Source organism: Jiella soli (genome assembly GCF_020615385.1).
Lineage (GTDB): Bacteria > Pseudomonadota > Alphaproteobacteria > Rhizobiales > Rhizobiaceae > VKMB-3413.
Genome location: NZ_JAJAVB010000002.1, coordinates 467,444 through 491,664, shown reverse-complemented (window position 1 = coordinate 491,664; position 24,221 = coordinate 467,444). Strand labels below are relative to the sequence as shown.

21 protein-coding genes and 1 pseudogene are annotated in these 24,221 nt (G+C 66.8%); 14 read left to right on the top strand and 8 right to left on the bottom strand.

Features of this window, described 5'->3' with window-relative positions:
- Positions 1-2: 2 nt before the first annotated feature.
- The 3 genes from LH400_RS02655 to LH400_RS02645 all read left to right on the top strand — a co-directional run bounded on the left by LH400_RS02655 (position 3) and on the right by LH400_RS02645 (position 3,383).
- Positions 3-578 (top strand): TRAP transporter small permease subunit, encoded by a 576-nt coding sequence (locus LH400_RS02655; RefSeq protein WP_229151084.1) that lies wholly within the window; start codon positions 3-5, stop codon positions 576-578.
- Entirely contained in the window at positions 575-1,909 is a 1,335-nt protein-coding gene (locus tag LH400_RS02650) for a TRAP transporter large permease (RefSeq protein WP_229151083.1), read from the top strand. Before LH400_RS02655 ends, LH400_RS02650 begins: the two co-directional genes overlap by 4 nt.
- 271 nt (positions 1,910-2,180) lie before the next feature.
- Positions 2,181-3,383, top strand: coding sequence for an HPP family protein (locus LH400_RS02645; protein WP_370638311.1), 1,203 nt, complete (start codon positions 2,181-2,183; stop codon positions 3,381-3,383).
- An 18-nt stretch (positions 3,384-3,401) separates the two neighbouring features.
- On the opposite strand, the gene LH400_RS02640 is transcribed toward LH400_RS02645, so the two are convergent.
- Positions 3,402-3,695: a DUF6522 family protein gene (locus tag LH400_RS02640; RefSeq protein WP_229151082.1), complete on the bottom strand. Its 294-nt coding sequence runs from the start codon at positions 3,693-3,695 to the stop codon at positions 3,402-3,404.
- Entirely contained in the window at positions 3,692-4,162 is a 471-nt protein-coding gene (locus tag LH400_RS02635) for an Rrf2 family transcriptional regulator (protein ID WP_229151081.1), read from the bottom strand. Before LH400_RS02635 ends, LH400_RS02640 begins: the two co-directional genes overlap by 4 nt.
- Positions 4,163-4,273: 111 nt before the next feature.
- On the opposite strand from LH400_RS02635, the gene LH400_RS02630 reads away from it, so the two are divergent.
- Positions 4,274-4,696: a group III truncated hemoglobin gene (locus tag LH400_RS02630; protein ID WP_229151080.1), complete on the top strand. Its 423-nt coding sequence runs from the start codon at positions 4,274-4,276 to the stop codon at positions 4,694-4,696.
- Between the two features lie 37 nt (positions 4,697-4,733).
- Complete coding sequence (hmpA, locus tag LH400_RS02625) at positions 4,734-5,945, top strand: NO-inducible flavohemoprotein (RefSeq protein ID WP_229151079.1); 1,212 nt, start codon at positions 4,734-4,736, stop codon at positions 5,943-5,945.
- Positions 5,946-6,025: 80 nt separating this feature from the next.
- Here the strand turns inward: hmpA and LH400_RS02620 are convergent, their stop codons facing one another.
- On the bottom strand, positions 6,026-6,724 hold the full coding sequence (locus LH400_RS02620; protein ID WP_229151078.1) for a helix-turn-helix domain-containing protein: 699 nt from the start codon (positions 6,722-6,724) through the stop codon (positions 6,026-6,028).
- Between the two features lie 245 nt (positions 6,725-6,969).
- Here LH400_RS02620 and LH400_RS26245 point away from each other — a divergent pair.
- From LH400_RS26245 to LH400_RS02570, 9 genes and pseudogenes are all read left to right on the top strand, one after another.
- Positions 6,970-9,850, top strand: a pseudogene (locus tag LH400_RS26245) (nitrate/nitrite transporter).
- 13 nt (positions 9,851-9,863) lie between these two features.
- On the top strand, positions 9,864-13,607 hold the full coding sequence (locus tag LH400_RS02605; protein ID WP_229151076.1) for a nitrate reductase subunit alpha: 3,744 nt from the start codon (positions 9,864-9,866) through the stop codon (positions 13,605-13,607).
- Complete coding sequence (gene narH, locus LH400_RS02600; RefSeq protein ID WP_229151075.1) at positions 13,604-15,130, top strand: nitrate reductase subunit beta; 1,527 nt, start codon at positions 13,604-13,606, stop codon at positions 15,128-15,130. Before LH400_RS02605 ends, narH begins: the two co-directional genes overlap by 4 nt.
- Entirely contained in the window at positions 15,130-15,837 is a 708-nt protein-coding gene (gene narJ / locus LH400_RS02595) for a nitrate reductase molybdenum cofactor assembly chaperone (protein WP_229151074.1), read from the top strand. The genes narH and narJ overlap by 1 nt, the downstream gene beginning before the upstream one ends.
- Before the next feature lie 11 nt (positions 15,838-15,848).
- Positions 15,849-16,631 (top strand): respiratory nitrate reductase subunit gamma, encoded by a 783-nt coding sequence (gene narI / locus LH400_RS02590; protein WP_229151073.1) that lies wholly within the window; start codon positions 15,849-15,851, stop codon positions 16,629-16,631.
- Between the two features lie 4 nt (positions 16,632-16,635).
- A complete protein-coding gene (locus tag LH400_RS02585; protein WP_229151072.1) occupies positions 16,636-17,535 on the top strand; it encodes a peptidylprolyl isomerase in 900 nt (299 codons plus the stop codon).
- Positions 17,536-17,548: 13 nt separating this feature from the next.
- Positions 17,549-17,839, top strand: a complete 291-nt coding sequence (locus LH400_RS02580; protein ID WP_229151071.1) for a hypothetical protein — start codon at positions 17,549-17,551, stop codon at positions 17,837-17,839.
- Complete coding sequence (gene moaA, locus LH400_RS02575; protein WP_229151070.1) at positions 17,836-18,840, top strand: GTP 3',8-cyclase MoaA; 1,005 nt, start codon at positions 17,836-17,838, stop codon at positions 18,838-18,840. The genes LH400_RS02580 and moaA overlap by 4 nt, the downstream gene beginning before the upstream one ends.
- Before the next feature lie 43 nt (positions 18,841-18,883).
- A complete protein-coding gene (locus LH400_RS02570; protein ID WP_229151069.1) occupies positions 18,884-19,420 on the top strand; it encodes a DUF2478 domain-containing protein in 537 nt (178 codons plus the stop codon).
- A 506-nt stretch (positions 19,421-19,926) separates the two neighbouring features.
- On the opposite strand, the gene LH400_RS02565 is transcribed toward LH400_RS02570, so the two are convergent.
- The 5 genes from LH400_RS02565 to LH400_RS02545 form a co-directional block, all read right to left on the bottom strand.
- On the bottom strand, positions 19,927-20,655 hold the full coding sequence (locus tag LH400_RS02565; RefSeq protein ID WP_229151068.1) for an SDR family oxidoreductase: 729 nt from the start codon (positions 20,653-20,655) through the stop codon (positions 19,927-19,929).
- 47 nt (positions 20,656-20,702) lie between these two features.
- Positions 20,703-21,248, bottom strand: coding sequence for an AAA family ATPase (locus LH400_RS02560; protein ID WP_229151067.1), 546 nt, complete (start codon positions 21,246-21,248; stop codon positions 20,703-20,705).
- Entirely contained in the window at positions 21,245-22,150 is a 906-nt protein-coding gene (locus tag LH400_RS02555) for an ROK family protein (RefSeq protein WP_229151066.1), read from the bottom strand. The genes LH400_RS02560 and LH400_RS02555 overlap by 4 nt, the downstream gene beginning before the upstream one ends.
- Positions 22,134-23,039, bottom strand: a complete 906-nt coding sequence (locus LH400_RS02550; protein ID WP_229151065.1) for a tagatose-bisphosphate aldolase — start codon at positions 23,037-23,039, stop codon at positions 22,134-22,136. Before LH400_RS02550 ends, LH400_RS02555 begins: the two co-directional genes overlap by 17 nt.
- Before the next feature lie 195 nt (positions 23,040-23,234).
- Positions 23,235-24,194 carry a sugar-binding transcriptional regulator gene (locus LH400_RS02545; protein WP_229151064.1) on the bottom strand — a complete coding sequence of 320 codons (960 nt, stop codon included), beginning with the start codon at positions 24,192-24,194 and terminating at the stop codon, positions 23,235-23,237.
- Positions 24,195-24,221 lie beyond the last annotated feature (27 nt).

The window sequence follows — 24,221 nt, the reverse complement described above, 5'->3', positions numbered from 1 at the left end:
TCATGAGCGAATCCAACATCCAGGAACCGCAGCAGGCCGAAGGCGAGATCATCCCGTCCTTCACTGACGCCCCGATCGGCTTCGTGCTCGGCACGGTCACCGCCGTGCTGTCGTCCGTCGGCACGTTGTGGATCGGCTTTCTGATGGCACTGATCGTCGCCGACGTGCTCGGGCGCAATTTCTTCAACGCGCCGATCACGGGCGTCGCGGAGATCGCCGGCCATTCCGTCGTCGCCATCGTCTTCCTGCAGACCGCCGCCGCGATCATGCAGGGCCGGCTGACGCGCGCCGACTTCCTGTTTCGCCGCATCGCCGATCTCAGCCCGCGTTTCGGCGCGGTGCTGGAAGGCCTCTTCTGCCTGACCGGCGCCCTCGTCTTCGGCCTCGTGGCCTGGGCGTCATGGGACAAGATGGTCGCCGCCTTCGTGCGGAGCGAGTTCTTCGGCGTGCAGGGGGTCTTCACCGTGCCGACATGGCCGTTCCGCGCGATCATCGTCGGCGGCTCGATCGTCGCTGCGCTCGCCGCGCTCTACCGCGCCGTCTACCGCAATCCGCTTCCGACGGGGCAGGTGCAATGACCTCGCTCGAGATCGGCTTTCTCCTGATCGGCCTCCTCGTCGGATGCGTGCTGTTCGGCATGCACATCGCCTATGCGCTGCTCGGCGTGGCGTTTCTCGGCATATGGTGGATCCGCGGCAGTATCGACCTGTCGTTCCGGATGCTCGAACTCACCGCCTATAGCGGCATTTCGGACTATCTCTTCGCCACCATCCCGCTCTTCGTCCTGATGGGGCTTCTCGTCAGCGTCTCCAATGTCGGGCGCGACACGTTCGAGGTCGCGGAAGTTCTCCTGAAGCGCGTGCTCTGCGGCCTCGGCGTCGCGACGGTCGCGGCCAACACGGTCTTTGCGGCCGTCACCGGCGTCTCGATCGCCTCGGCGGCGGTGTTCACCCGCGTCGCCGTGCCGGAGATGACGCGGCACGGCTACAAGGCCTCGTTCAGCGCCGGCACCGTGGCCGGTTCCTCGGTTCTCGGCATGCTGATCCCGCCGAGCCTTCTCCTGATCATCTACGGCGTTCTCGCCGAGGTCTCGATCGGAAGCATGTTCATCGCCGGGATCCTCCCCGGCATGATGCTGGCGCTCGGGTTCGTCCTCATGCTCATGACGCTCGCCTCGCTGGCGCCGGGGTTCGTCTTCTCCGACCCGCAGGCGGCGAAGTCCCGCCGGATCGATGCGGAGGCAGGACCGCATCTGACGGGCGGCGAGATCCTTTTGAAGCTCGTTCCGATCGTGCTTCTGATCGTTCTGGTTCTCGGCGGTCTCTATACCGGCTTCTTCACGCCGACGGAGGCCGGCGGCGTCGGCGCCTTCGGCGCGCTCCTGATCGCCATCGGCCGGCGGAGCCTCAACCGGCGCAAGCTCTGGCAGGTGATGAAGCAGACCGGCACGGTCTCGGTCTCCATCCTGCTTCTCCTGATCGCGGCGAGCTTCTATTCGCGCATGCTGTCGATCGCCGGGCTGCCGAACGCGATCCAGTCCCTCGTGGTCGACAGCGGCTTCGGCCACTGGGGCTTCATCATGCTCTATGTCGCGATCGTCTTCCTGATGGGCATGATCCTCGACTCCACGTCGATCCTTCTCATCGTCGTGCCGATCGCCGCCCCGATCGCAGAGGGACTCGGCTTCGATCTCTTCCATTTCGGCATCATCACCGTGATTGCCGTGGAAATCGGCCTGTTGACGCCGCCCTTCGGCATCTCGGTCTTCACCGTCCACAATACGCTGAATGATCCCGGGACATCGGTGGAATCGATCTTCCTCGCCACCATGCCCTTCATCCTGGTCATGCTGCTGGTCCTCGGCATCGTGATCGTCGCCCCCACGACCGCGACGCTGTTCCTTCGGTAGTGTTTCGCTGAGCGAGGCCGGGTTTGGAGGCGGACGATCGATCCGCGCGGCCGGTTCGCGCGGGGATCGAGCTCGAGGTCGAGTTGACGGGACTTTTCCGGCGCGAGGATGAGGCCGATCCCGGCACGGCTGCGATCCGGGCGCGTCAGCGGCGTGGCGAGTGCGCCACCCCACCCCGCCGATCGAGGAAAGCACAGATTTTCAGCAAACTGCCTTTTTTGAGGACGTCTTGCGTGTTCAGATATTGAGCGCTCCGCTATGAGATCCGGCAGTGAAACAGGAGCGGCCACCGCCGCCTGATGCCTTGCCGAAGCTCCAGATCGTCCGCCTCATCCCCAATCTCGGCGAGGTCAGCTATCGTGAGCGCCTGCGCTCCAGCTGCGGAGCGCTTCTCGGCATCCTGCTGACGGCGTTTGTCACCCGGCTGATCCTCGGAGCGTCCGGCGACGTGCCCATGCTGATCGCACCGATGGGAGCGTCGGCCGTCCTGCTCTTCGGTGTTCCCTCCAGCCCGCTTGCCCAACCCTGGTCGATCATCGGCGGCAACGGCACGGCGGCGCTCATCGGCATCACCTGCAGGCTGCTGATCCCCGATCCGTTCGTGGCGGCGTCGATGGCGGTGTGCCTGTCGATCGGCGCGATGTTCTTCCTGCGCTGCCTCCATCCGCCGGGCGGCGCTGTCGCGATCACCGCGGTGCTGGCGGGACCGGCCGCGCAGGATCTCGGCTATGTCTTCGCCCTGGCGCCCGTCCTGATGAATTCGGGCCTGCTACTCGTCGTCGCGCTCGCCTACAACAACCTGACGGGACACCGTTATCCGCACCTGCGTCCGCAGGCTGCGTCGCCGCACAAGACGTCCGACCCGGCTCCGAGCGAACGCGTCGGCTTCACGCTGGCCGATCTCGACGAGGTTCTGAGCCGCTATGACGAGGTCGTGGACGTCGACCGCAACGATCTCGCCGAACTTCTCTGGGCGGCGGAGCTGCGGGCCTATCGCCGCCGCTCGGGTGGTCTCGTCGCCGCCGACATCATGTCTCGGGATGTCGCGACGGTCTGCGCGTCGGCGGAGCTGGGTGAAGCCCGGCGGCTCCTGCGCTCGCACCGCATCAAGGCGCTGCCGGTGATCGGAGAGGGTCGACGGGTGGTCGGGATCGTGACGCAGACCGATCTTCTGGAGGCTTTCGTGTCGGGACCCGCCACGCCGATCGCCAGTGCCGGAGCGCAGAGATTCAAGGGGAGGTGGGGCAGGGTGCCGGCACCGACCGTCGGTGCGATCATGACCGCGCCGGCGCACTGTGCCGAAGCCGATGCGACGCTCGCGGAACTGGTGCCCTTGATGGCCGATGCCGGCTTGCATCACATGCCGGTCGTCTCCGGCGGCCGGCTCGTCGGGATCGTCACCCAATCCGACGTGATCGCTGCCCTGTTTCGCGGGGCGGCCGCGCGGGAGGAGCCTGTGGCGCTGGCCGGATGAGCTGTTGCGCCTCGGCGCTCAGCCGGGATGCGCCGGTCCGTCGTCGGGCCGCAGCCGGCCGTCCGGATGCCGGATGAAGGTCAGCGTGCGGCCGCGATAGCGGAAGGAGAGGCGGTGGCGCCCGGCGTCCGCACCAATGCCGCGTTCGACTTTCCCATGAACATTGCCGCGTCGCATCTCGGCGAGAAAGAACGCGGCCGGAACGCCGAAGGCCTCCGCCACCTGCACGCCGTCGACTTCCAAGTCGTGATCGGCAGCCGGCGCGGCGTCTTCGCCGGCGGTATCTCGTACCATGTCTGCCACTGGCTTCATCGCGTTGCCTCTGCTTTGGACGCGGCCCGGGCTGCCTTTGCGGGTGCTTCGGCCAGCGGGAAGAGCGAGAGGATGTCGATCTCGCGCTTTGGCAGGTCCGCGAATGTGTAGCGGTCCAGCACCGACAGGAAGGCGGCGACGGCCTCGCTAAGGACGCTCGTCATCCCACAGGCCGGCGCGATCACGCAGTTCCGGCAGTCGGCGAGGTCAAACCCGTCTTCCGTCGCGCGGACGATCTCGCCGATCCGGATCTCCTCGGCAGGCCTCGCCAGCCTGATGCCGCCGGCGCGGCCGCGCAGGGTCGTGACGTAGCCGGCCTTGCCGAGTTCGTGGACCACCTTCGTCAGATGGTTGTGCGAGATGCCGTAGGCCTCCGCGATCTCGGCGATCGAGCAAAGCCGGCCGGGCCGCGCCGACAGGTAGATCAGCACGCGCAGGGCATAGTCGGTGTAGCGGGTCAGTCGCATCGGGTCCGTTCGGCACTGTCGTCACCTAAGATGTATTTCTCTTGCATCTTTTGTCGAGAGGCGATAGGCGCCACTTAACATGTATCGGATATGCATGTTTTGAGAGGTGTCATGCAGGAACCATCCGAGCTACGAGCAATCCTGACCGAGGAGGCGCTTCGCGGTCTCGTATCTGCGTTCTACGGACGGGTGCGCGCCGATGCGGTCCTTGGCCCGCTGTTCGAAGGCGCCATCGGAGACTGGCCGGCGCATCTGGAGCGTCTGACGGCTTTCTGGTCGTCGGTCCTGCTGGGGACCGGCCGCTACAAGGGCAATCCCTTTGCGGCGCACCTTCGCCATGTGGACGCGATCGATCCAGCGATGTTCGAGCGCTGGCTGGGGATCTGGCGAGAGACGACCTCCGACCGCTTCCCGCCGCAGGCTGCAGCTCTTCTCCAGCTCAAGGCTGACCGGATCGCCGACAGCCTGAGGGCAGGCCTGTTCTTCCGGCCGGACCTTACGCTCGCGCCGCGGCCGGCCGCGCGCTCGGCCTGAGCCTTCCCCGACCAATTCTACCCAAGGAGTAACGAGAATGCCGTCGCAACTCAGCGCACAGACGATCGCCACCGTGAAGGCCACGGTGCCCGCCCTCGAGGCGCACGGGCTGGAGATCACCAGGGCGATGTATGCCCGCATGTTCCAGAACCCGATGATCCGGAACCTGTTCAACCAGTCGCATCACGGCGAGACCGGCTCGCAGCCGCGGGCGCTCGCCGATGCAATCCTCGCCTATGCGCAGAACATCGACAATCTCGGCGTTCTTGGCGCGGCGGTCGAACGCATCGCCCAGAAGCATGTCGGCCTGCAGATCCTTCCGGAACACTATCCCTATGTCGCCGAAGCGCTGCTCGGCGCGATCAAGGACGTTCTCGGCGATGCGGCGAGCGAGCCGGTGCTGGCCGCCTGGGGCGAAGCCTACTCGTTCCTCGCCGACATCCTGATCGCCCGCGAGGCTGCGGTGTATCAGCAGATCGCCGAGGCCGACGGCGGCTGGACCGGCTGGCGCGACTTCCGGGTCGAGGCGAGGATCCGCGAGAGCGAGGTCATCACCTCCTTCGTTCTGCGGCCGGTGGACGGAGGCCGCGTCCTCGCCCACAAGCCGGGGCAGTACCTGACCTTCTGGCTCGAGCTGCCGGGCGAGCACCCGCAGAAGCGCAACTACAGCATCTCGGCTGCCCCGAACGGCGAGACCTATCGCATTTCGGTGAAGCGGGAGCCGGAAGGCTCGGCCTCGAACTGGCTTCACGATGCGGCCGAAGTCGGCACGGTGCTGAAGGTGTCCGCGCCGGCGGGCGAGTTCTTCCTCGGGCACCAGCCGGAGCGACCGGTGGTCCTCGTCAGCGGCGGCGTCGGGCTGACGCCGATGATCGCGATGCTGGAGACGCTTGCCAAGACGGGCGCGAATGTCCCGGTCCACTACGTCCATGGTGCGTTGAACGGCGCGACGCATGCGATGCGCGACCGTGTGCGGGATCTGGCCTCCTCCACGGCCTTTGTCGACGCGACGACCTTCTATCTGGAGCCGCGTCCGGAAGACGTCCGCGGCAAGGACTTCGACGAGGAGGGCCAGATCTCGCTCGACTGGCTGAAGGCGAACACGCCGGTCGCCGAGGCGGATTATTACCTATGCGGCCCGAAAGGCTTCCTGCGGACCTTCGTCAACGGGCTGGCGCTCGCCGGCGTCGCGCAGGACCGCATCCACTACGAATTCTTCGGTCCTGCGGACGAACTTCTGGCGGCCTGACCTCCCGTCCAGCCTTTCCAGCGCGGCGGGAGCCCGGCCGAGGCCGGTCCAAAGCTCCCGCCGCGTCCCTTCCATGACACTCAGGTCCGCTCGTCGTCGACGAGCGGGTCCGGTCTCGCGAAGGCAATGAGCGCGTCACGGTCGACGATCTCGACGCGCATTCCCCGCACGATGGCCCCATGCTGCTTCAGCGCCGCGAAGGCGCGTGAGAGGTTCTCCGGCGTCATGCCGAGCCGAGCGGCGAGCTGCCTCTTCTCCACGTCGATTTCCACGCTTCCCGTGCCATGCTGCTCGCTGTCGAGGCGCAGCAGCCAGTTCGCAAGGCGCTCCGCGCCTGTCCGCAGCTTCTGGTTCTTCAGGTCCTTCACCGTCGAGCGGTAGGCCGTGGCGAGGTCATGTACGACGGCCGCCATGAAGGCCGCGTCGTCGGTCATCGCCTCGCGCACGCTGGAGGCGGGGATCATCAGCACGCGCGAAGTCTCCAGCGTCCGCGCCGACTGCAGATAGACCTGATCCTTCAGCACGGCCGCGAGAATGAAGGCGCTGACCGGCCGTGCGAAGCTGATCGTCGTCTCCCGGCCTGCCGACGAGGCGAACATTTCTACGGCGCCTTCCACGACGACATGCAGGAAATCGGCCCTCTCGTTCTCGCGGATCAGCACCAGGCCCGGCGGGAATCGCTGCAGGAAGCTCGCCCGCAGCAGCCCGTCGAACGTCTCGTCGCGAACCTCCCGGAACAGTGGCAGGGCGCGCACGTCGCTGATGTCGTCTGGCCGCATGGTCTCCGTTCTCCGACAGCACCGGCGCCTGCTGCGCCGCTTGACGTTTATCAACCGGAAGAAATAAAAAAGTCATTAAATCGGGATGCACTTCGCAATTGCTTGGATGATACTGATCAGTGATTTGGCGAAACACCACGAAAACTCAAGTCGATTGACATGGATCAAGGGGAAGCTTCGGCACGCCCGCCACTGTCCGGTTGTTATTCCAAGCCGGCCGGGATTCGTCCCGCAAAGGGGGCACGATGCAGAAGATGGCGGGGGTCGCTCCCGGAGATCAGACAAGGGCGCTGGGGCTCAGCACCGTCGCCTTCACCACATGCTTCGCCGTCTGGACGATCTTCTCGATCCTCGGCGTCAGGATCAAGCAGGAGCTCGGTCTCACCGACACCGAATTCGGCCTGCTCGTCGCGACGCCCGTCCTCACCGGCTCGATCAGCCGCATCTTTCTCGGCATCTGGACCGAGCAGTTCGGCGGGCGGCTGGTCTTCACCCTGCAGATGCTGACGACGGCACTCGCCTGCTTCCTTCTCTCCTTCGTCCGCACCTACGAGATGTTCCTTCTGGCGGCCCTCGGGGTCGGGCTGGCCGGCGGCTCCTTCATCGTCGGCGTCGCCTATGTCTCGCGCTGGTACGAGAAGGAACGGCAGGGGACGGCGCTCGGCATCTTCGGGGCGGGCAATGCCGGCGCCGCCGTGACCAATTTCGCCGCACCCTTCCTGGTTCTTGCCTTCGGCTGGCAGGAAACGGCTCAGATCTATGCCGTCATCCTGGCGATCGTTGCCGTCGCATTCTTCCTGTTCGCCAAGGACGACCCCGCCCACGCCGCCCGCCGCAGGAGCGGTGAGAAGCCGGTTTCGGCGCTGGCGCAGCTGGAGCCCCTGAAGAACATCCAGGTCTGGCGTTTTGCGACCTACTACTTCTTCGTCTTCGGCGGCTTCGTCGCCCTCGCGAGCTGGCTGCCGCGCTACTATGTCGGCGCCTATCACCTGCCGCTCGCCACCGCCGGCATGCTCGCCGCCGCCTACGCCTTGCCGGGCTCGGTGTTCCGGGCGTTCGGCGGCTGGCTTTCCGACCGTTGGGGTGCCCGACGGGTGATGTATCTCACCTTCGCCGTCGCGCTTCTCTGCCTGTTCGTCCTCAGCTATCCCGAGACGCAGTACGTCGTCGCCGGCATCAACGGCCCGCTCGCCTTTTCCTTCGGGATCTCCCTGCCGCTGTTCGTCGCGATGACCATCGCGCTCGGCTTCGTCATGAGCCTCGGCAAGGCTGCCGTCTACAAGCATATCCCGGTCTACTATCCCGGGCATGTCGGCTCGGTCGGCGGCCTCGTCGGCATGATCGGCGGCCTCGGGGGCTTCGTCCTGCCGATCGGCTTCGGCGCGCTCAACGATCTCACCGGCGTGTGGACGAGCTGCTTCATGCTGCTCTTCGTGATCGTCTTCGTCTCGATGATCTGGATGCATGTCGCGATCGGCCGGATGGAGGCCCGCAAGTACCCGCAGCTCGCAGCGGAGACGTATCTCAGCGATGTGCCGGACGCCCCGCATCCGGCGCCCGCGACCGGCGGCGCCGCCGCCGCCGAGCCGCGCGGCGGCCGCGTCGCCCCGGCCGAGTAGATTCCGAACAACCGTGCCGGACCAGAGCGGGTCCGGCGCCTCGTCCGCCAACCCAAACCATCCCGACAACCAACCGAGGAAGATCTCGATGTCTTCGCACGTTCTCACTGACTGGCGTCCCGAGGACCCCAGTTTCTGGCAGAAGAAGGGCAGCCACGTCGCCACGCGCAACCTGTGGATCTCGATCCCGGCGCTCCTCCTGTCCTTCGCGATCTGGCAGGTCTGGTCGGTCGTCGTCGCCAAGCTGCCGCTGGTCGGCTTCCAGTTTTCGACGGGTGAATTGTTCTGGCTCGCCGCCCTGCCGGGCCTTTCCGGCGCGACGCTCCGGATCTTCTACTCCTTCATGGTGCCGATCTTCGGCGGGCGCCTGTGGACGACGCTGACGACCGCCTCGCTGCTCATCCCGGCCGTCGGCATCGGCTACGCCGTCCAGGATCCCACAACGCCCTACTGGGTGATGGCGGCCCTGGCGCTGCTGTGCGGCCTCGGCGGCGGCAACTTCGCTTCCTCGATGGCGAACATCTCGTTCTTCTATCCCAAGCGCCAGAAGGGCAATGCGCTCGCCCTCAATGCCGGGCTCGGCAATCTCGGCGTCTCGGTCGTGCAGTTCGTCGTGCCGCTGGTCATCACCGCCGGCGTCTTCGCCGCCATCGTCGGCGATCCGCAGGCCGTCAAGGCTGGTGCAGCGCCGCTCTGGCTGCAGAATGCCGGCTTCGTCTGGGTGCCTTTCCTGGTCCTCGCGACGATCGCCGCCTGGTTCGGCATGGACGACATCGCCGCGGCGAAAGCCTCCTTCGCCGAGCAGTCGGTGATCTTCAAGCGCAAGCACAATTGGACGATGTGCTGGCTCTACACCGGCACGTTCGGCTCCTTCATCGGCTATTCCGCCGGCTTCCCGCTGCTCATGAAGACGCAGTTTCCGGCAGTCGACGCGCTCGCCTTCGCCTTCCTGGGGCCGCTCGTCGGCGCGCTGTCGCGCTCGCTGACCGGCTGGGTCTCGGATCGCTGGGGCGGCGGCCGCGTCACCTTCTGGACCTTCATCGCGATGATCGCGGCCGTCGGCGGCGTCCTCTACTTCCTCTCGGTGAAGGACGAGCCGGGCGCCTTCTGGGGCTTCTTCGCGATGTTCATGGTGCTGTTCTTCGCCACCGGCGTCGGCAATGCCTCGACCTTCCAGATGATCCCGACGATCATGCGCAAGGACATGGACCGGCTGATGCCGGCTGCCGACGCCGCCACGAAGCAGCGCCAGGCGGAGAAGGAATCGGCCGCGATCATCGGCTTCACCTCCGCCATCGCCGCTTACGGCGCCTTCTTCATCCCGAAGAGCTACGGCACCTCGATCGCCTTCACCGGCGGTCCGGAAGCGGCGCTGTGGTGCTTCATGGCCTTCTACGCGACCTGCGTCGCGCTCACCTGGGCTCTCTACACGCGCAAGGGCGGTCATCTCCACGACATCGAGCACGGCGAGGCCGCGCCCGACGCTCCGCTCGCGCCCGCAGAATAAGGAGGGGCACGCAATGTCTCATTTCCTCGACCGGCTGACCTTCTTCCGCAAGGAGCAGGAGAGCTTTTCCGACGGCCACGGCATCGTCACCAACGAGGACCGTTCCTGGGAGGACGGCTACCGCAAGCGCTGGAGCCACGACAAGATCGTCCGCTCCACCCACGGCGTGAACTGCACCGGCTCGTGCTCCTGGAAGATCTACGTCAAGGGCGGGATCGTCACCTGGGAGACCCAGCAGACAGACTATCCGCGCACGCGGCCGGACCTGCCGAACCACGAGCCGCGCGGCTGCGCCCGCGGTGCCTCCTACTCCTGGTACCTCTATTCCGGCGCCAGGGTGAAGTATCCGATGGTGCGCGGCCGGCTCCTGAAGCTCTGGCGCGCGGCGCGCCGGACGCTGCCGCCGGTGGCCGCCTGGGCCTCGATCGTCGAGGATCAGGACAAGCGTCACTCCTACACCTCGATCCGCGGCCATGGCGGGCTCGTCCGCTCGACCTGGGACGAAGTGAACGAGATCATCGCCGCCGCCAACGCCTACACGGCGAAGAAGCACGGCCCCGACCGGATCATCGGCTTCTCGCCGATCCCGGCGATGTCGATGGTCTCCTACGCGGCCGGCTCGCGCTATCTCAGCCTCCTCGGCGGCACCTGCATGTCGTTCTACGACTGGTATTGCGACCTGCCGCCGGCCTCGCCCCAGACCTGGGGCGAGCAGACCGACGTGCCGGAATCGGCCGACTGGTACAATGCCGGCTTCATCATCGTCTGGGGCTCCAACGTGCCGCAGACGCGCACGCCCGATGCCCATTTCTACAGCGAGGTCCGCTACAAGGGGACGAAGAGCGCCGTCGTCAGCCCCGACTATGCCGAGGCGACGAAGTTCGCCGACATCTGGCTGAACCCGAAGCAGGGCACCGACGCGGCGCTCGCGCTGGGAATGGGCCATGTCATCCTGCGCGAGTATCATCTCGATCGGGCGGTGCCCTATTTCGACGACTATCTCCGGCGCTACTCGGACATGCCTTTCCTGGTGCGGCTCGCCGAGAAGAACGGGCGCTTCGTTCCGGAGCGGATGCTGCGCGCTTCGGAGATCGCCGGCGGGCTCGGCGAGGCGAACAATCCGGAGTGGAAGACCGTCGCCATCGACGAGGCCTCGGACGAGTTCGTCGCACCGCGGGGCTCGGTCGGCTACCGCTGGGGCGAAGAGGCCAAGTGGAACCTCGAGGAGAAGGACGGTGACGGCCGCGACATCCGGCTGAAGCTGACGCTGGCCGGCGAGGGCGCCGAGATCGCCGAGGTCGATTTCCCCTATTTCGGCGGCCGTGCGACCGAGCACTTCGTCGCCACGCAGCATGGCGAGGTGCTCACCCGCAATCTGCCGGTCCGCACGATCGAGACCGCCGATGGCGAGACCGTTCGCGTCGCCACCGTCTACGACCTGATGATGGCGAATTACGGCCTCGACCGTGGCTTCGGCGGCGGCAATGTCGCCAAAAGCTATGACGAGGACGTGCCGTTCACGCCCGCCTGGGCCGAGCGCATCACCGGCGTCAAGCGCGATGCCATTGTCACCGTCGCGCGCGAGTTCGCCACCAATGCCGAGAAGACCAATGGCCGCTCCATGGTCATCCTCGGCGCCGGCCTGAACCACTGGTATCACATGGACATGAGCTACCGGGGGATCATCAATCTCCTGGTGTTCTGCGGCGCCATCGGCCAGTCCGGCGGCGGCTGGTCGCATTATGTCGGCCAGGAGAAGCTGCGGCCGCAGACCGGCTGGCTGCCGCTCGCCTTCGGGCTCGACTGGTCGCGACCGCCGCGGCAGATGAACTCGACCTCGTTCTTCTACGCGCACACCGACCAGTGGCGCTACGAGACGCTGACGGCGGCCGAGATCGTTTCGCCGACGGCGCCCGACGGCGACTGGAACGACAGCTTCATCGACTACAATGTCCGCGCGGAGCGCATGGGCTGGCTGCCCTCGGCGCCGCAGTTGAAGCAGAATCCACTGACCATCGCGAAGAAGGCGAAGGAGGCCGGGCTCGAGCCGAAAGACTACGTCGCCAAGGCGCTGAAGTCCGGCGAGCTGGAGCTCTCCTGCCATGACCCGGACGATCCGGCGAATTGGCCGCGCAACATGTTCGTCTGGCGCTCCAACATCCTCGGCTCGTCCGGCAAGGGGCACGAATACTTCCTGCGCCACCTCCTCGGCACCACGCACGGCGTCCTGCGCGAGGACCTCGGCGACGCGGGCGCGGGGCAGGCGAGGGAGGTGGTCTGGCACGACAAGGCTCCGGAAGGAAAGCTCGACCTCCTGGTCACGCTCGACTTCCGCATGTCGACCACCTGCGTCTACTCCGACATCGTGCTTCCGACGGCCACCTGGTACGAGAAGAACGACCTCAACACCTCCGACATGCACCCCTTCATCCATCCGCTCTCGGCGGCCGTCGATCCGGCCTGGGAGGCGCGTTCGGACTGGGACATCTACAAGGGCCTCGCCAAGACTTTCTCCGCGGTCTCGACGGAAGTGCTCGGCAAGGAGACCGACGTCGTCCTGACGCCGATCCTGCACGACACGGCCGGCGAGATCGGCCAGGCCTTCGACGTCAAGGACTGGGCGCGCGGCGAGATCGACCCGGTTCCGGGCAAGACCATGCCCTCGGTCGCCGTGGTCGAGCGGGACTATCCGAACCTCTATGCCCGCTTCACCGCGCTCGGGCCGCTCCTGAGCACGGTCGGCAATGGTGGCAAGGGAATCGCCTGGCAGACCGGCCACGAGGTCGAGGGACTCGGTCACCTCAACGGCGTCCACCTCGACGGACCGGCCAAGGGCCTGCCGAAGATCGAGACGGATATCGATGCGGCGGAGGTGATCCTGTCGCTGGCGCCGGAGACCAATGGCGAGGTTGCGGTGAAGGCCTGGCAGGCGCTGTCGAAGGTCACCGGACGCGAGCATGCCCATCTGGCTCTCCCGAAGGAGGACGAGAAGATCCGCTTCCGGGACATCCAGGCCCAGCCGAGGAAGATCATCTCCTCGCCGACCTGGTCGGGCATCGAGAGCGAAAAGGTCTGCTACAGCGCCGGCTACACCAACGTCCACGAACTGATCCCCTGGCGCACGCTCACCGGCCGCCAGCAGCTCTACCAGGACCATCTGTGGATGCGAGCGTTCGGGGAGGAACTCGTCACCTGGAAGCCGCCGGTCGACTTCAAGACCGTGCGCAGCGTGCAGAACGCGCGGCCGAACGGCCACAAGGAGATCACCCTCAACTTCATCACCCCGCACCAGAAATGGGGCATCCACTCCACCTATTCCGACAACCTCCTGATGCTGACGCTGAACCGCGGCGGCCCGGTGGTCTGGATCTCGGAGAAGGACGCCCGCGATGCCGGCATCGTCGACAACGACTGGGTCGAGGTCTTCAACGCCAACGGCGCGCTGACCGCCCGGGCGGTGGTCTCGCAGCGCATCAAGGAGGGCATGATGATGATGTATCACGCCCAGGAGAAGATCGTGAACACGCCGGGGTCCGAACTCACCGGCAACCGGGGCGGCATCCATAATTCGGTGACCCGCACCGTCCTCAAACCCACCCACATGATCGGCGGCTACGCCCAGCTGTCCTACGGCTTCAACTATTACGGGACCGTGGGAGCGAACCGCGACGAGTTCATCGTCGTGCGCAAGATGGCGAAAGTCGATTGGCTCGAAGACCCGCTGAACAGCGAAGCTCCCCTGGAGGCCGCAGAATGAAGATCCGCGCTCAGATCGCAATGGTGCTGAATCTCGACAAGTGCATCGGGTGTCACACCTGTTCGGTCACCTGCAAGAACGTCTGGACCAACCGAGAAGGCGTCGAATACGCCTGGTTCAACAATGTCGAGACCAAGCCCGGCGTCGGCTATCCCAAGCAGTGGGAAAACCAGGACAAGTGGAACGGCGGCTGGAGCCGCAAGGCGAACGGCAAGATCGAGCCGAAGATGGGCGCGAAGTGGCGCATCCTCGCCAACATCTTCGCCAACCCGGACCTGCCGGAAATTGACGACTACTACGAGCCCTTCACCTTCGACTACGAGCATCTGCATACGGCGAAGGAATCGAAGGCCTTCCCGACGGCGCGTCCGCGCTCGGCGGTGAGCGGCCAGCGGATGGAGAAGATCGAATGGGGGCCGAACTGGGAGGAGATCCTGGGCGGCGAGTTCGAGAAGCGCTCCGCCGACTACAATTTCGAGGGCGTCCAGAAGGAGATCTACGGGGAGTTCGAGAACACCTTCATGATGTACCTGCCGCGGCTGTGCGAGCACTGCCTCAACCCGACCTGCGCGGCGGTCTGCCCTTCCGGCGCGATCTACAAGCGCGAGGAGGACGGCATTGTCCTCATCGACCAGGACAAGTGCCGCGGCTGGCGCATGTGCGTCTCCGGTTGCCCCTACAAGAAGATCTACTACAACTGGTCGTCGGGTAAGTCGGAGAAGTGCATCTTCTGCTATCCGCGCATCGAGGCGGGCCAGCCGACGGTCTGCTCGGAGACCTGCGTCGGGCGCATCCGCTATCTCGGCGTCATCCTCTACGACGCCGACGGCATCGAGGCGGCGGCGAGCGCGCCGGACGAAAAGAGCCTCTATGAGGAGCAGCTGAAACTCTTCCTCGATCCGAGCGATCCGGCGGTCATCGCCCAGGCTCGCGCCGACGGCGTGCCGGAGGCCTGGCTGGAGGCGGCGCAGCGCTCGCCGGTCTACAAGATGGCGATGGAGTGGAAGATCGCCTTCCCGCTGCATCCCGAATACCGCACGCTGCCCATGGTCTGGTACGTGCCGCCGCTCTCGCCGATCCAGTCGGCGGCAGCCGCCGGCAAGATGGGCGTCGACGGCGAGATGCCGGACGTGCGCTCGCTGCGCATCCCGCTGCAATACCTCGCCAATCTCCTGACGGCCGGCGACGAGGAGCCGGTGGCGCTGGCGCTGGAGCGCATGCTCGCCATGCGCGGCTACATGCGGGCGAAGACGATCGACGGACGCCTCGACGAGGCGTTGGCAGGCCGCGTCGGCCTCACCGGCGAGATGATCGAGGAGATGTACCGCTACCTCGCCATCGCCAATTACGAGGACCGCTTCGTCATTCCGACCGCGCATCGCGAGTGGAACGAGGACAGCGCCGACCTGCGCGGCTCCTGCGGCTTCTCCTTCGGCAATGGCTGCTCCGGCGGCGCGACCGAGACCAATCTGTTCGGCACGAAGAAGCCGAAGAAGGCCTCCAACCCGATGGAGATCGCATGATGGCCGACACGACGTTCGCCCGAACCTTCAAGGCGCTGTCGGCGCTGCTGGCCTATCCGTCCGAGGATCTGCAGGGGGCAGGCGGCGAGATCGCCGCCGTCGTCCACTCCGAAGGCCTGGTGGATCCGGAGACGCGCACCGCCCTGCAGCGGCTGCTGATGGAGCTCGAAGCCGCCGATCTCTTCGAACTCCAGGAGGCCTATGTCGAGCTCTTCGACAGGACGCGGCGGCTGTCGCTGCATCTCTTCGAGCACATCCATGGCGAAAGCCGCGATCGCGGCCAGGCCATGGTCGACCTCGTCGCCCATTACGAGACGGGCGGCCTGGTCCTGACGGCGAACGAACTGCCCGACTACCTGCCGCTGTTCCTGGAATTCCTGTCGACCCGGCCGCTCGATGAGGCGCGTGCGCTCCTCTCGGAGACCGCGCACATCCTCGAACTCCTCGAGGAGCGGCTGTCCAAGCGGGGTTCGTCCTATGCGGCCGTCTTCGCGGCGCTGCGCGGGATCGGAGGCGAGGCGGCTGCGGCGGCCGATGCCCCCGTGGATCTGGAAGACGAGGCCGGCGACCTCGCCGCGCTGGACGCGGCCTGGGAGGAGACCGCCGTCAGCTTCGGGCCGGGCGACGCCATGGATGGCTGCTCGGTCGACCGCCTGAAGACCCGCCTGCGCGCCGCCAAGCGCGCCGTCACGCAATCCGCGGCCTGAGGAGACACGCCATGTCCGCCGCCATCAACAGCACCCTGTTCGGCTGGTATCCCTATCTCTGCCTGACGGTGTTTCTGCTCGGCAGCCTGATCCGCTTCGACCGCGAGCAGTACACCTGGAAATCCAGCTCGTCGCAGCTTCTGAGAAAGAAGCAGCTGCGCTGGGGCTCGAACCTCTTCCATGTCGGCATCCTGACGATCTTCGTCGGGCATTTCTTCGGCCTTCTGACGCCGATCTGGCTGCTCGACGCCATGCACATCTCGCACGGCTTCAAGCAGGTCCTCGCCATGGTGATCGGCGGTCTTGCCGGCATCGCCTGCTTCGTCGGCATCTCGATGCTGGCGCATCGTCGGCTGTTCGATCCGCGCATCCGCGCGACGTCGAGCTTCGCCGATACCGCGATCCTCCTGATCCTCTGGCTGCAGCTGACGCTCGGCCTGTCGACGATCGTCGTCTCGGCCCAGCACCTCGACGGCCACGAGATGGTGAAGTTCATGGAGTGGGCGCAGGGGATCCTGACGCTGCAGCCCGCCGCCGCCGCTTTCGTCGCCGACGTCAGCCCGATCTTCAAGGCGCATCTCCTGCTCGGCATGACGATCTTCCTCGTCTTCCCCTTCACCCGCCTCGTCCACGTCTGGAGCGCGCCGGTCTGGTACCTCGGCCGTCCCGGCTATCAGGTCGTGCGCAGCCGCAGGGCGCGTCTGCGGGGGAGTGCCCCGGTGCGTCCGGCCCGCGTGCCGGCGCCGGCCGCAAAGCCCCGTCCCCTCGGCCCGATCCAGCAGCCCGCGGAGTAGAACCATGAACACTCTCGTCATCGATCATGCCGCCAAGGCGGCGGGCCACGCGCACCCGCATGAACACCGTCCGGCACCCGTTTCGACCGAGCCATCCAAGGAGCGGGTGGCGATCAAGCCGGTCAGCGTCAACGGCGTGCCGATCTCTCGGAAGGCGATCGCCGCGGAGGTCCAGAACTTCCCGGCGCGCAATCCGGGGGAGGGGTGGCTGGCAGCGACCCGCGCCCTCGTCGTCCGCGAACTGCTGCTGCAGGAGGCGCGCCGGCTGGACATCGCGGCAGAGCCGCAGACCGACGCGGACGGTCGCCGCGAGACCGAGGAGGACGCGCTGGTGCGCGGGCTCCTCGACCGGCAGATCCGGGTGCCCGAAGCGGACGAGGCGACGCTGCGCCGCTTCTACGACAACAATCTCCGCCGGTTCCGGACGGCACCGCTCTACGAGGTGGACCACATCCTGATCGCGGCGCGGCGCTCGGAGCCGGATGCCTTCGCTGCGGCTCGCGGCAAGGCGGAAAGCCTGGCTGCCGCGCTCCTGGACGAACCGGAGCGCTTCGAGGATCTGGCGAAGGCCTTTTCGGATTGCCCATCGGCCGGCGTCGGCGGCAGCCTCGGCCAGATCGCGCCAGGCGACACCACGCCGGACTTCGAAGCGGCGCTAGCCGTGCTGGAGCCGGGGGAGATCTCGGCGCCCGTCGAGACACGCTACGGCGTCCATCTCATCCGCCTCAACCGGCGCATCGACGGGCGGCAGCTTCCGTTCGAGGTCGTGCGGGAGCGCATCGCCGCCTATCTCGACAAGCATGTCCGCCGCCAGGCAAGCGCACAATACGTCTCGTTGCTGATCGGCAGCGCCGACATCGTCGGTATCGCACTCGAAGGGGCGGCGTCGCCGCTCGTTCAGTAGGAAGGAGCCCGCCATGTTCGGAGAGATGATTGCCGCTCTCGGTCGTCCCGACGTCGCCCTCGGGATCGTCGCCGCGCTCGACGATGCCGATCTGGTCAAGCGTCTTGCGGCAGCCTCCGATGCTGCGGGAAGAGCGCCGGCCGACACCGTTCGCGCCACCGTCCACGGCTTCGTCGAGACCGCCTCCGACGACGACTGGATGCAGCTGATGGGCATTATGAACCGTGCGGGCGACCCCGGCCTCGCCGCGATCAGGGCGATCCTGGCGCGCAAACTGCCGGCCATCGAGGAGACGGCGTCGTGAGCGGAACCTGCCACCTCGTCGACCTCTTCGGCCGGCGCATCAGCTATCTCCGCCTGTCGGTGACCGACCGCTGCGACCTTCGCTGCGTCTACTGCATGGCCGAGCAGATGACGTTCCTGCCGCGCAAGGAGCTCCTGACGATCGAGGAACTCGACCGGCTGGCATCGGCCTTCGTCGCACGCGGCGTGACCAGGATCCGCATCACCGGCGGCGAGCCGCTGGTGCGGCGCGGCGTGATCGACCTCTTCGCCTCCCTGTCCCGGCATCTCTCCGCCGGCGCGCTGAAGGAGCTGACGCTGACCACCAACGGCACCCAGCTCGCGCGGCATGCCGACGATCTGGCCCGGCTCGGGGTCCGGCGCGTCAACGTCTCGCTGGATACGCTCGACCCCGAACGCTACCGCGCGCTGACCCGGCGGGGCACGCTCGGCCCGGTCATGGAGGGCTTGCAGGCGGCACTCGACGCCGGGCTGAAGGTCAAGCTCAACGCGGTCGCGCTGAAGGGATCGACGGAAGACGAGATCGACGACCTCATCGCTTTTGCCCATGGCCACGGCATGGACCTGACGCTGATCGAGACCATGCCGCTCGGCGACACCGGCGAGGACCGGACCGATCGCTATTTGCCGCTGACCGAGCTGCGGCGCCGCATCGAGGCGCGCTGGTCGCTCACCGACACGAGCGAGCGCACCGGCGGCCCGGCACGCTATGCCCGGGTGGCGGAGACGGGCGGGCGGATCGGCTTCATCACGCCGATGACGCACACGTTCTGCGAAACCTGCAACCGCGTCCGCGTCGGCGCCACCGGCGTGCTCTACACCTGCCTCGGCCAGGAGGAGCGGATGGATCTGCGGGCGCCGCTACGCGGTTCGGAAGCCGACGTGGCGCTTCACGCCGCCATCGATGCGGCGATCCGTGCCAAGCCAAGCGGCCACGACTTCCATATCGACCGGGGCGGGCGCCCCGCACTCGCCCGCCACATGTCGGCGCTCGGCGGCTGACCCGCCCGCCACCCGCCGCAGACCGCATGAAGGATTGAAGCCGTTGACTCCCGATCCCGCCTCCGCACCCATCACCGCCATCGTCTATGCCGACGGCGCCGCCTTCGAAGCGTTCCTGAAGGACGCTGCCTATCGCATGACGGCGGCCGGCCTGCGCCTGGCGGGGCTGGTGCAGCACAGCGAGGCGCGGCCCGGCCGCGCCAAATGCGACATGTATCTCCAGGATCTGGCGACCGGCCGGCTGGCCGGCATTTCGGAGGATCGTGGGCCTGAGGCGCGGGGCTGCGTCCTCGACACCGATCGCCTGGCGCGCATCTGCGAGGCGGCCGAGACGGCGCTCTCGGCGGACACGGACCTCCTCGTTCTCTGCAAGTTCGGCAAGACCGAGGCGGAAGGCGGCGGCTTCCGCGGCCTGATCGCCCGTGCGCTCGATCTGGACGTGCCGGTGGTGATCGGCGTGCCGCGGGTGAACCTGGAGCCGTTCCGGGCCTTTGCCGCCGATCTTGCCCGTGAGATCGATGCGGCCGACGTCACGCCCGGCGCATTGGCCGGTCTCGCCCGCTATCCCGCCGACGCCTGAGCCCGCGGGCATGGATGCTGACGCATCCGCCCGCTGAACACATCCCGATTATCGACGCCAAGCCATAGGCTTGACGAAATTCGGGATTCGGAACCAGGAGTCATTTCCAATGCCTCCTGGTATGAGCCCGGCGGGCACTTGAAAGGGACGCCTGTTCCTCGCCCGCGCCCTCCACGTCATCGGCGTGGTGCACTGGATCGGCGGGCTCGCCTTCGTGACGCTCGTGGTGCTGCCGCTTGCCCGCCGGACCGGCAGCAAGCCCGGTCTGCGCCGTCGCCGACGCGCATGGCTTCGGCTTCTGACGCGAGCGGCCGGCGCACATCTATCCGAACTCGCGCCAGGACCAGTTCGCCCGGCCGCGCTTCGCACCAGCCGGCAGAGGATCTCAGGCTGGACCAGTCGGCGGTCTCGCCACCCTCAAAAGCGAATAGCCGGACCTCGGCTTCGACGAGATCAACGGCCTTGCACGGAGGCCGACCGGCTGGCGACGCCGGCTTCCGCTCGGCTCAACAGGCCGTGAATCCGCCGTCGATCGGCAGGGAGACGCCGGAGATCATCGACGCGCCGTCGCTCAAGAGGAAGGCGATGGGCGCCGCGATCTCCTCCTCCGTGGCCCAGCGGCCGAGCGGCATCTGGTTGAGGAACGGCTCGCCGATCTCCGGGCGACCCCAGTAGAAGGCGGACATCTCGGTCATCACGACCGTCGGGTGCACGCCATTCACCCGGATGCCGTGCGGCCCGAGTTCCAGCGCCGAGACGCGGGTAATGTTGTCTAGCGCAGCCTTGGAGGAACCGTAGGAAATATGCCCCTTCAGCGCCACCAGCGAGGCCTGGCTCGAAACATTGACGATCGCGCCGCCCTTGCCGAGCCGGATCATCGTGCGCGAGGCATATTTGATCACGAGAAGCGCGCCGCGGGCATTCACCGAGATCACCTTGTCGAAGACGTCGATGTCGGTCTCCATCGGCGTCGCGATCTCGCCGCCGAAGCCGCCGCAATTGACAACGCCCCAAAGGTCGACATCGGCGATCGCCTCGCGCACGCTCTCCTCGCTGCAAAGGTCGAAGGGCAGGGCCCGGCAGCCGGTCTCCTTCGCCAGCGCCTCGAGCTTCGTTTCGTCGCGGCCGCTGGCGATCACCTCGGCTCCCGCGGCCATCAGATGCCGCACCGTCGCCGCGCCGATCCCGCCGCTGGCGCCGGTCACGAGTATCGGGCCCTTGTCGTAGGATGCCATGTTCGCTCTTCCTCCAATCGATGCGCGCCTTGCTCCCGGCGCGCGCTTCATGCGTTCAGCAAGTTCAGAACCGTATCGAAACTCTGTGGGTCGAGCGGCTTTTCCGTGTCGATCTCGACGACCGGGCCGATGCCCAAGGGCCGCGCGATCTTTGCCAGTTCGAACAACTCATCCGCGTAGGACGCCGGCGGATGGCCGCGATGGCGCCCTTGCGCGCGGGCCCGGTAGCGTGCGGCGGCGGTCTCGGGCGAGACCCGGCACCAGACTTCGATCACGCGCTCGATGCCGGCGCGGGCGACATGCTCGCGCAGGACGCTTTCCGGCTGGAAGCCGTGCCAGGCGTCGATCACCGGCACCAGAGCGTCGGGGAATGCCGCCACCGTGTCGAAGATCGCGTGATAGCTTGCCCGTCCGAGCATCCGGTTGTGCGCGCGGTCGCCGGCCCCGACATGGACGAAGAGCCCTTCCTTCACCGTGTCGAGTGCGAGAGGAACGGCCGCGATGCCTGCCTTCAGGAGGTATTCGGTCAGCCCGGCGCCGATCGTCGACTTGCCGCTCGCGGGAACGCCGTTGACGAGGATCGCCCGTTTCACGCCGTCGCTCCTCCCTCGCTGTTCGGCAGCGTATCGAGACCGCAGATCCCGGCTCCCACGACCCCGGCATCGTCGCCCAGCACTGCCGCCTCAATCGGCAGCGAGAACCAGCGGCTGCGTGAGGGAAGCCGGGCGAGCGCTCGCGTCATCTCGGCTCCCAGTCCGCCGCCGATGAGGACGAGGTTCGGATCTGTGACTGAGACGATCGTCTCGATCGCCCGGAACAATGGCCGCGCCCAGCGCTCGAGAAGGTCGGCGGCCTGGCTGTCGCCGCCCTTCGCCCGGGCCAGAAGGTCGCCGGCGCGGGTCGTCTCCGGGAGGCCGTCCTGCGCGATCAGCCGGCCGAGCGCCGTGCCGGAACTGAAGGTCTCGACGCAGCCGGTTCGGCCGCAATTGCAGGGCGGTCCGTCATCCGCGACCACGATGTGGCCGAATTGTCCGGAGAGACCGCCGCCATACCAAGGCCGTCCGTCCTGAAGCATCGCTCCGCCGATCCCGGTGCCGATCGTGAACATGGCGACGAGGCCACTGGGGCCGCTTACTCGCGCGCGCATCTCGGCGATCAGCGCCATGGTGGCGTCGTTCTCGATCCGGCACGGCAGGCCGGTCCGTTCGGCGATCAGCCCGGCGAGGTCGAGGCCGGCAATGTCGAGATAGCCGGCCGACAGGATTGTGCCCGAGTGCCCGTCGACGCGGCCGGGAATGCCGATGCCCACAGCGGTGTCAGACGGCGCGCGAAGTTCGCCGGTCAGGCGCGCCAGCTGCTCCTGAAACCCGGCGCGATCCGCGCGGACAGGCTCGACGATGCGTTCAAGGATCCGCCCCGCCCGATCGATCCGGGCGACGCGGATGCGGGTGCCTCCGACGTCGACGCCGAGCGCCGTCTCAGCCGCGCGCCGCATGAAGGTCCAGAACCTCCTGAAGCTGCCGCAGACGCTCGCTGGCGATCTCCTCCAGCCGGGTCTGTCGGACCTTGGGGTCGAGCGAGATGCAGTCCTTCCACAGGGACCGGCCGGCGATTACGCCCGACGCGCCGTTTTCCATCGCGGTCCGCACCTGTCCGATGAAGGTCTCGTGGTCGACGCCCGCCGACAGGACCGCCCAGGGAACGCCGTCGCAGAGTTCGGTGATCCGGCGGCAGGCGTCCGCCGTGCCGGGGAAGGGGAGCTTCAGGACCTTGGACCCTAGTTCCAGCGACAGCCGGGCGCTTTCCACGATGAGTTCCGGAAAGGCCTTGGCGTAGTCTGCGTCCGACTCTCCCTCGAGCCGGTAGGTCAGGATCTCGACGACCAGGAGCACGTCCTCGCGTTCGAAATCGGCGACGCAGTCGCGGATGATCTGGAGGTTGACCGTGTTGGCCTCGGGCCGGTCGGGACGCAGATAGACCATCAGCTTGGCGCCGGTGCCGCCGAGCTCGCGCACCCGCCGGGCGTCGATCCCCGGGACCAGCTTGGAGATGCGGTAGCCGGCTTCGTCGGTGTCCCAGCCGGAGGCGTCGAGACCGATCAGGAGCCCGGTGTCCCGAGACAGGACGCCGTCGTCGACCACGGCCGGAACGGCGCATACGGGATCGAGCAGAATGCAGGTCGCCTTGTTGGCGAGGTGGCGCACGATGCCGGCCTTGACCTCGCCGAGCGTCGCTTCGTCGATCTTCGCCTGCGCCTCGGGCGTGTCGGCCAGCACCTTGCGCATGCCGCCGCGCTGGTCGGCGGCGACGACCATCATCAATCCGTTGTCGCCGCAGATCTGCTGATATCCGCGTCGCTCCGACGTCGTCATCTTCACCGGCATGATGGGCGCTCCCTCTGTCGTCGTGGTTTTCTTTTCATGGGACGAGATCGCCGACCGAGCGGGGCGCTGCCAGGTAGATTGGCGCGGATCCCTCGGCACAGCCGGCTCGCATGCGTCCAAGAGAGCGATAGCCACCACAGGGTCCTATTTCAACAACTTTTTACAGAAACATATTTCAGGGTTTCGCAAGGCCGGTCATCCGGCCTCCTTCGGTGCGGTCTCGCCGGAGCGGTCCAGATGATCGAGAAGCAGGCGCGCCACCTGCGTGTCCGTGACCAGCGCATTGATCATGCCGGAGCGCGCCGCGCCGAGGATGGCCATGACCTTCTCCTTGCCGACCGCCACGCCGATGCTCAGGGGAATTCGGCGGAGTTCCTCGCGGCTGATCGCCATGAGATCCTCCTGGCCCTCCCATCGGATCTCGCCTCCGTGCTCGTCGTAATAGTGCCGCACGACATCGCCGACGATGCGGCCGGCATCGTCGTCTGGAAACCGCACGCCCGGCCGTCTGGACGCCTTCTGGAATTCGCCGATCCCAAGGATCGCCGCGTCTGTCCGCGACCAGAATTCGAGGATGCGCGCGGTATCGGGATCGCGTCTCAGCACCGCACGCAATTCGGCCGAGGCGATGAGGCCCGCATGAAGAAAGCGCGCCTCGCCGCCCATCTGCTCAGCCGCGGTGCGCACGAATTCGTTGATCTGGAAATGCGAAGCGGTCTCGTGCATGCCCCCGGTGGCGGGCACCACGACGACACCCGGAAGCTCCGGCAAACCGGCCGCGATCAGGCTCTGCACGGTGCGCCCCCAGCCGATCGCGACGACGGATCCGGCGCCGAGATTTGCTTCCGTCAGAAGCGTGCCCACCTGGGAGGCCAGCGAGGCGACATTGCCGCTTTCCAGAACCCGTACGGCCTTGAGGCCGAGGAGGCCGCAAAGCCTGTCGCCGAACTCGTCGCTCTCATCGAGATCGACCAGTTCGATCCGCACCATGCCTTCTTGCCGGGCATGGGCGAGTAGCCGGGAGACGGTCGCCGTCGAAACCTGCATCCGGCGCGAAATCTCCAGTTGGGTCAGCCCGTCGAGATAATGTAGCTTGGCGGCCGCGTGCATCAGACTTCGGTTCAGCAGCCGAGCGTTCCTGGCGCGTCTGGTCACTCCGATTTCTCCTGAAATTAATTTCTG